This window comes from Chloroherpetonaceae bacterium, from assembly GCA_025056565.1.
In the GTDB taxonomy this organism is placed as follows: Bacteria; Bacteroidota; Chlorobiia; order Chlorobiales; family Thermochlorobacteraceae; genus Thermochlorobacter.
Window position 1 is genome coordinate 1 of the sequence record JANWWA010000015.1, and the last position, 8850, is coordinate 8850.

The 8850-nt window shown below is 47.4% G+C and carries 4 protein-coding genes and 1 CRISPR repeat array; of the genes, 3 read left to right on the forward strand and 1 reads right to left on the reverse strand.

Annotated features, from left to right (window positions below):
* The first annotated feature begins 47 nt into the window (after positions 1-47).
* Positions 48-3131: direct repeats of the CRISPR family, unit length 30 nt; unit sequence ATTTCAATCCCACATTGGTGCAATTAGAAT.
* A 432-nt stretch (positions 3132-3563) separates the two neighbouring features.
* On the forward strand, positions 3564-4430 hold the full coding sequence (locus NZM05_10685; protein MCS7014079.1) for a hypothetical protein: 867 nt from the start codon (positions 3564-3566) through the stop codon (positions 4428-4430).
* 303 nt (positions 4431-4733) lie between these two features.
* Here the strand turns inward: NZM05_10685 and NZM05_10690 are convergent, their stop codons facing one another.
* A complete protein-coding gene (locus tag NZM05_10690) occupies positions 4734-5363 on the reverse strand; it encodes a DNA-3-methyladenine glycosylase (protein MCS7014080.1) in 630 nt (209 codons plus the stop codon).
* 53 nt (positions 5364-5416) lie between these two features.
* On the opposite strand from NZM05_10690, the gene NZM05_10695 reads away from it, so the two are divergent.
* Together NZM05_10695 and NZM05_10700 are read left to right on the forward strand one after the other, a co-directional pair.
* A complete protein-coding gene (locus NZM05_10695; GenBank protein ID MCS7014081.1) occupies positions 5417-6394 on the forward strand; it encodes a Fe-S cluster assembly protein HesB in 978 nt (325 codons plus the stop codon).
* A 398-nt stretch (positions 6395-6792) separates the two neighbouring features.
* Positions 6793-8850 (forward strand): PAS domain S-box protein (locus tag NZM05_10700; GenBank protein ID MCS7014082.1); only part of this gene is annotated, 2058 nt, incomplete at its 3' end.

Consider the following 8850-nt stretch of genomic DNA (forward strand, 5'->3'; position numbering starts at 1 on the left):
TTCTTCCAGTCTGCGGTATAGTTCAAGCCCCTCTCGTCTTCCATGGAATTTCAATCCCACATTGGTGCAATTAGAATTTCGCAGATGCTGCAGATGCGACATCTGCGGATGAAGATTTCAATCCCACATTGGTGCAATTAGAATTGTCGGAGACGGTATAGGGGGGTTGTCGCTAAAGGATATTTCAATCCCACATTGGTGCAATTAGAATGCGGGTGGAAGGAACTGGACGAAGTTGGTGCCTTGCCGATTTCAATCCCACATTGGTGCAATTAGAATGCGTCTATGAGTTGCCGCAGTTCCTGAATTGTTGCATTTCAATCCCACATTGGTGCAATTAGAATTTTGCAAATCTCCTCGTGCGCGGCTGTCCACGCGGCAATTTCAATCCCACATTGGTGCAATTAGAATGGTATGCTCTTGAGGAAGATGTTCCATTTAGCATTAATTTCAATCCCACATTGGTGCAATTAGAATACAATGCTGGGTATCTATGTGATAATGCATTCGCCATTTCAATCCCACATTGGTGCAATTAGAATTGATTAAAGTAAAATTTACTTGGGAGTATAATACTTGCATTTCAATCCCACATTGGTGCAATTAGAATGGAACTGCGTCAATTAATTGACGCTGCCTCCTGTTTATTTCAATCCCACATTGGTGCAATTAGAATGATTTCGAAAACCTCATCGTTTTTATTACGATGAACGAATTTCAATCCCACATTGGTGCAATTAGAATTTTGCTTGCCAATTTGGACGCCCATGCAGTTAAATCGATTTCAATCCCACATTGGTGCAATTAGAATAAATAAAAAATATACATTCTTCTACGTCCTGTCCTCATTTCAATCCCACATTGGTGCAATTAGAATGAGATCGAGAAAGTGGGCAATGCGAAATACATCACATTTCAATCCCACATTGGTGCAATTAGAATCAACCAGCCCCGCCTTGACCAGTCTTGACTTATCTTCATTTCAATCCCACATTGGTGCAATTAGAATAGTTCTTCGTCAAACCGCTCCCTATCCCGCACATCGTCATTTCAATCCCACATTGGTGCAATTAGAATCCGCCACTTCAAGCGCAGTGGGAGACTGGGTGGGCTGACATTTCAATCCCACATTGGTGCAATTAGAATGTTTATCAAGGTAGTGAGTGAAAATGACTATATTCCATTTCAATCCCACATTGGTGCAATTAGAATATGCATTTATGAAACTATCTTTTTCATGGAGTTGTAATTTCAATCCCACATTGGTGCAATTAGAATAGCTGAGCTGATGATAAAGATAACAGACTATATAAAATTTCAATCCCACATTGGTGCAATTAGAATTAGGATGACTAAGTTCTAAAGCTTTTTTTACAACTAGATTTCAATCCCACATTGGTGCAATTAGAATTCATGTCCCCATAACGGACAATCGTTAGATTTCTCTAGATTTCAATCCCACATTGGTGCAATTAGAATTAGTTGTGCCCCAGAGACCAATCCAAAAACTTTCGCAATTTCAATCCCACATTGGTGCAATTAGAATCTTTCTTTGCGGATTTATATTCCTCACCAGTTTATGATTTCAATCCCACATTGGTGCAATTAGAATTCCAATACACGCCGTGCCGAAAGTCCAGCGCCAACATTTCAATCCCACATTGGTGCAATTAGAATTGGTGCACCCACTCCCTCTGCTCAGTAAAGATGATATTTCAATCCCACATTGGTGCAATTAGAATGGGACGTTTCCGTCGTCATTCGCTAGAACTTGCCAATATTTCAATCCCACATTGGTGCAATTAGAATGCGCCCCAATCACGCAATGAAATGCGGCTAAACTGGATTTCAATCCCACATTGGTGCAATTAGAATCTTGCAGCATCCTGCTGCAAGTGGGCTTTGTTTCTCATTTCAATCCCACATTGGTGCAATTAGAATTCTGATAATTATGATGAGGATGATGAACAAGAAGAGCATTTCAATCCCACATTGGTGCAATTAGAATCACGCTCCCTTGCTTCTGCTTTCTCCGCTGCGCTAAGATTTCAATCCCACATTGGTGCAATTAGAATACCTACATTCCTACTGGGGTAAAAAAGAACAGAACTACATTTCAATCCCACATTGGTGCAATTAGAATTCATTAACTCAGCTGACAGAATATATTCGTTCTTATATTTCAATCCCACATTGGTGCAATTAGAATCTAACCCGTTTTCACTTTCTTTAATCCCTCTCCGAATTTCAATCCCACATTGGTGCAATTAGAATTCTTGTTGGATGATCGGTGAGGAGAGGGAAGAGGTGATTTCAATCCCACATTGGTGCAATTAGAATCGACTAGGCACATCAAATTCCCCTACTTGAAAACAATTTCAATCCCACATTGGTGCAATTAGAATAACGGAGAAACATTTTCGTATAACAATGGACAGGGTATTTCAATCCCACATTGGTGCAATTAGAATTCATTTGCATCAAACACACGTCCTGCAACAGAAAGGTATTTCAATCCCACATTGGTGCAATTAGAATTCGTGTCATGATTCGTGTGTCTCCAGAAGAGATAGAATTTCAATCCCACATTGGTGCAATTAGAATACCTTTCCTATTACAGCAGCGAAAACTGCCTTCAGGATTTCAATCCCACATTGGTGCAATTAGAATAGGATAAGGTTGCCTGCAAAGGAAGCGAGGGTAGTTATTTCAATCCCACATTGGTGCAATTAGAATCGGAGTGGATCTCCTTGAAGGAAGGGAGTGTAGTATTTCAATCCCACATTGGTGCAATTAGAATTATTGTATTCAAGAATAGTAATATCGATAAGGGTATCATTTCAATCCCACATTGGTGCAATTAGAATGCGGAGACGGTTAGGCAAAAAAAACGCTTGGGGTATTATTTCAATCCCACATTGGTGCAATTAGAATTTAAAGTCGACAAGGAATTGGTAGTCGGGTGGGCGAATTTCAATCCCACATTGGTGCAATTAGAATTTTTCATGGAAAAGAGCCATTTATTGAGAAGAAATATTTCAATCCCACATTGGTGCAATTAGAATGCAAGTACAGGCTGTTCTTGCAATCAAGCCCGTAAAATTTCAATCCCACATTGGTGCAATTAGAATCCGCCACGGAAGCAAGGATTTTGCCGCAAATATACACGTTTTGGCGGCACAAGTCAACCCTTCTTGTCGTCAAGCTCCAGTAGCCTGTAAACCCCTGACCCCCGACGACCCGCAACATTCGCTCAAAATCGCCATTTTTAGCGCTTTCCACCCCTTTTTCTCTTCTTTTTGCGCCTCCTCCCATCCCTTCCCTGACCCACCCGACGACCGCACTTGCTCAAAAGCCCATCCTTGACTTCTTTCCATTTCTCCTCGTAGCTTGCAAATAGCCTGTTGCTCTACATGCTTGCAGGAAAAGTATTTTGCAATAACAGAATTTTTTTTTTCCAGCACACCAATTAGAACTTTTCAATTAAAACTTTTTCGTGCCTTTTTGCGTATTTGATGTGAGCTAACAAGCGTCATAGGAGGTTAGCGTCAAAGGAGGTTTGTATGCGATACGCCCTTTTGCTCTCTCTGCTGCTCACTGCCAGCTCACTTTATGCCCAACTTGGCACGTTGCCCTCTGTGCCCAAGAAAGAAACGGCGCATCCGCAAGGTCTGCCGACTACCTCGATTAAACCTTCTATTCTTTCTCGTGAAGATAAACCTGACATTCCTGCCGGCTTTGAGTCTGTCTCTCCCGTTGCCTATCCTGGACTGGAACCGCCACCTGTGCCACAAGTTACGCCTACATCGCTTGCTGCAGCTGCGGTCAAACCTACTCACCTGACCATGATGAGCGGCATCGGATACGGGTTTGGACGCGGATACGGACTTGGTAGTGCTTCACGAATTGGCGTTACGCTTCCTTCTGGGCTTTACTTAGGCACGACGGGACTTTTCTCCATCGGCACTGATCTTGTAGGCATGCCTTTCACTGCGAGCAGCGGCACACTGGCCAATCATTCTCTTGGCTTAGAAGTCGGCCTCGAGATACCGCTTAAGATTTTTGGCGGCGCGCTCGCGAATCGGTTTTATGCAGGAGCAGGTCTTCTGCTGTCAAACCTCACTTTCCGGTCTGGGTCTGGCGATTTCTGGACGGATGATCCATGGCTAGATGAGTTCATATTCAGTCGTCGGCCGCCACAGTGGTACTATGGCCCGAACCCACTGTTCGGCTCTTGGGGCAGTTTTCAGAATAATCAAGTCTTCTTCCAAGGCCAGATTCTCTTTTATAGCGTCGGAAACCTTTTCTACTACAAACTTCCTGAGCTTGGCTTTTTGCGCAATCTGCTTATTGGCCTTGACGCCCGCTATGTTTTCGTGGGTAACCTCAGCGGCTTTTTAGCTTTGCCAACAATTGGGATTTACTACTGATACCTCACCTCTGTCCCCTCTCCCTGTAAGGAGAGGGGACGTGCGTTTCCAAAACATGCACTGTCGCACACTTCCCTTGCCCTCTCTCCAGAGAGTTTTTTCTCCCTCTGCAAGAGGAGACACGCGCAAGGACATGCGGCTCCAGTGAGACACTTGCAGCGCTTCAGCCAAGGCATGGCTCTCTTTTAACCTCACCCCTGACCTCTCCTTTGTAAGAAGAGGGGAAATTCTCAACGGCAGCCACTGCAGGCACGCCCTACCATGTTGCCTCTTCCTTTTGTAGGAAGAGACAGCGAAACCGCGCTAGTGCTTCACTTTCGCATTAAGAGATGGAACGCTGGCTGAGGGTTTGCCTTTTGAGACGAAGGGATTTCCCTTGATAAAGTAGCGCCATGGAAGGTCTTGCGCTTGCGAGATGCCAATGCGCGTGGAAATACCAATTTGGTGAGGCTCCACGGCTTCCCCTTCGGCTACAAACAGTTCATCACTTTGAAAACTCATGCCATTTAAGGAGCGCGTGATATTCATCGCTTGCGTGAGTTTGCCGGGGCCGCTTAGTAAATCTGTCAGTTTCTCGACAGGGCGAAAGGTTTTCATTGCGTCAATGCCTTCAATAGGTTCCAGCGCTCGAATGAGCACTGCCGCCGCTTCGCCTTCTGGCTCAGTGACGACATTGAGCATAAAGTGATTTCCATATGCGAAATACACATATGCGTGCCCTGCTGCCCCAAACATCACGCGGTTGCGCTCTGTCATGCCTCGATAAGCGTGACACGCTGCATCAATAGCTGCAATGTAGCCTTCTGTCTCCACGATTTTCCCAACCATAAAGGTTTTGCCGACCCGTCGCACTAAGTATTTTCCCAGTAACGCCTGCGCAACTTCCAGTGTTGGCGCGGCATAAAATGTCGGCGGTAGCTTTTGCCACTTCATGTTTTGCGTTTCTATGTGAGCTATTTTTCTTTAGCGGGCTTAGCTCTTTATTTATGAATCACTTCACTGTTGCGACTTTGCCACTGTCTACGGCACTTAATTTACACGAGACTTTCTTTTGCGGTCAAGCCTTTCGTTGGCATGCGCTGGCGCTTAGTACCAACACTGCCTACTACGCCGCCTTAGATGGCACACTAGTTTTGCTTTACGCACAATCCTCTACGCTCACGGTCTATGCTTCTGCGCCCGTGCTTCAACACCGACCGCTGGCGGAGTTTATGCATCACTACTTAGGGCTGACCGACCGCTTGGAGGAAGTGTTCAGCCCACTCTTCCGCCAAAAGTATCCGCACCTTGTTCAAGGCGCTGCACCCTACTTCGGTCTTAGGCTTTTGCGCCAACCTGCCTTTGAGACCCTCATTTCATTTATGTGCGCACAAGGCATTGGCATTGCTCTAATTCGCCGTCAGGTCGCTGCACTGGCTCGCACCTTCGGCTCTCCGCTGTCGCTGTCTATTTCACTTTCTCCTTCAGGTCAGCTTACCCCTCATTTTTCTTTTGCAATAACAGAATACACTTTTCCAACACCTGAGTGCCTTGCTGAGGCGTCTTTGTCCCAACTGCAGCGTTGCACCAACTTCCATCGTGCCCGTGCCGAACGTATCCGACGCATTGCGCGTGCCGTTGCCGATGGCTCGCTGAATCTGGCCGCGCTTACTGCTCCGCACGCCACATTTGAACATGCCCGCGAAACCTTGCTTCAATACGACGGCATTGGTGAAAAAATTGCTGATTGCATCTGCCTATTCGGTCTTGGACACCATGAAGCCTTTCCAATTGATACGCACGTGCGTCAATACCTTGCTGAGTGGTTTGGTCTGAAAGCTCCTACCACCAGCCTTACCCCACGTGCCTACCGCGAGCTTGCCCAAGCCGCCCGCGACATTCTTGGCACGAAATATGCCGGTCTTGCTGGTCAGTGGCTTTTTCACCACTGGCGACGCGACATTAGAAAAATGCGCGATTACTAAGGCGTTCCCCTCTCCTTGCCAAGGAGAGGGGTCAGGGGCGCGGTGGATTCCTCCCCTTCACTTTGTTCAGAGCCGGAATGACCAGCAATTTCTGCGCTCATCATGCGCTTTGCCCACACAGTCTAAATACGCGATTGCGAAACGCGAGATTACGAACTCGCAAAAATTGCATAACTTTTCGCTGCGTGCTCCAACCACAGTTATTTGAAAGCGCATCGTTCTGATTGAAGCGCTGAGAAGCAAGTAGAGCTGAGAAGCAAGTAGAGAAGGCATCATGAGGGAGAGCGACGGCGAAGACGCAAGAGGCGCAAACGCCCTCGCCCTGACTCTTTCCCAAAGGAAGAGGAATTATATACTAAGAGTTTCAACATTCGCGTCAACCCAAGCAACCGACAACGATGGACGAGGATTTTCATTCCGCTTTGCGCGCGCTCTGCAAAGACGACGCCGCTTTTGAGACCGCCAAACAACTCTTTGAAAGCGAACTTCAAAAGCGTTGCCCACCCGCCAGTGAATTTGAGCGCACTTTGGACGCGCTGCAAAACCACATTTTCCGCGTGCGCAAGAACGACGCAGGAGAGTATCTTCTCACGATGAGCAAAGGCAAAATCGCCCAAACGTTCAATTTAGATTTTCCGCCCAACTCCGCTGTGCCATTTTCTAAAATTTTTCCTCCGTCCTTCCTTCAGCATATTACGCCTTACTACGAGCGTGCGTTTGCGGGCGAAGCACTGGAGTTTGAAACCTTCATCGCAGAACGCTGGTTCAAGACGCGCCTTGTGCCTTTTGAGAGCGATGCACAGGGCAAGGTTACAGAAATCATTGGCATCTCGGACGACATCACCTCAGAGAAACTGACGCGCTTGGAGCTGCAACGCACCTCGACTCTGCTGGGCGAAGTCTGGCAGCACGCTCTGGAAGCCTTTGTCATTAGCGACGAAAACGGCGTTGTCATTGACGCCAATCCTGCTTACTCTGCCCTCTATGGCGTGCCCAGAGAAGACCTCATCGGTAAGGACTTCGCAGTGGTCTTTCACCCAGACCATCAGGAACTTGCGCGCAAAGCCTATCGCGCCTTTTTTGACGCGGGCAAAAGCGCCTTTGGTATGCACACCACGGTTCGCCGACTTGACGGTGAGCAGCGCATTATGGAATCCAGTGCATCGTTTATTGAGCCAGAGCCGGGCAAACGGTTTCTGCTGAACATTATCCGCGACATCACAGACAGCGTGCAAACCAAAGAAGCATTAGCGGAATCTCAAGCGTATTTCTCCACTCTCTTCAACGAATCGCCTGACGCAATTCTTATTGCTGATGCGGAGACACTACTCATCACCGATTGCAATCCACGCGCTCTCGAGCTCTTTGAAGTAGAAAGCAAAACCGACCTTGTAGGCACAAACGGCGAGCGTTTTCAAGTCAGACCCTTTACCACCGATGAAAAAATTGAGATTTGGAACCGCCTCAACTTGGGTCGTACGTGGTCAGGCGAATTGGAATTTATCTCTGCCAAAGGTCGGCGCTTTTGGGGCAATCTCTCCATCAAAGAGCTTTTCTTCGACGAGCGGCACGTCTTGGTGCTGCGTCTTGCTGATGTTTCGCACATCAAAGAAGCCGAGCGCGCCATTCAACAAAGCGAAGAAAAACTGCAATGGCTGCTTAACGCCTTGCCAATCGGGATTGCGCTCCGTCAAGACTCAAAGCTCACCTTTGCTAATCGAGCGTTCTGTGAAATGCGTGGCTTGCCACACGACATTAGGTATCTTCAATATGCGCAAGCCCATCGCACGCAGCCCGAATTTCAGCTCGTTCACCCCGACGATGAACAAGCCTTTCTTGCTCAAATTGATGCGCATCGCAAACGCTTAGACGCGGGAGAAATTGTCTCATTCGAGCATCGCCTTCGCAAGCAACATGAAGACCGCTACACTTGGTATCAAGGCTTTTTCTTCAAAGGCACGGCGCCTGACGGCATTACCACATTTGTAGAAGTGAACATTCCGATTGAAGACCGCAAGCAAGCGGAACTTGCTCTGGCGGAAAGCGAGCAGCGTTTCCGCTTCATTTTTGACTACGCGCCGGTTGGCATTGCGTTTGCCGCAGAAGGCTGCATTCTTACCACGAATCGAGCGTTTTCGCAGCTGGTGGGCTACACGGTCGAGGAACTGCAAAACATGGATTGGCGAACCTTCACGCACCCTGACGACTTGCCCAAAGAACTTGCGCTGATTGAGGAACTTATGCGCGGCGAGCGCAAGACCTACGAACTCGAAAAACGCTATATCCGCAAAGACGGGAAAATCATCTGGGTGAAACTTACTGACTCGCTCTTTCAAGACGCAAAGGGGGATTTCTACGGCATCGCCACCGTCGCGGACATCACGGCGCAAAAAGAAGCCGAACAAGCCTTGCGCGACAATCTTTCGCTTCTGCAATCGCTTTACAACACTGTGCCG

Bases quoted from the DNA above. Each gene is read 5' to 3' on its own strand.
- NZM05_10685 (MCS7014079.1), top strand. From the start codon at position 3,564: ATGCGATACGCCCTTTTGCTCTCTCTGCTGCTCACTGCCAGCTCACTT.
- NZM05_10690 (MCS7014080.1), bottom strand. From the start codon at position 5,363: ATGAAGTGGCAAAAGCTACCGCCGACATTTTATGCCGCGCCAACACTG.
- NZM05_10695 (MCS7014081.1), top strand. From the start codon at position 5,417: ATGAATCACTTCACTGTTGCGACTTTGCCACTGTCTACGGCACTTAAT.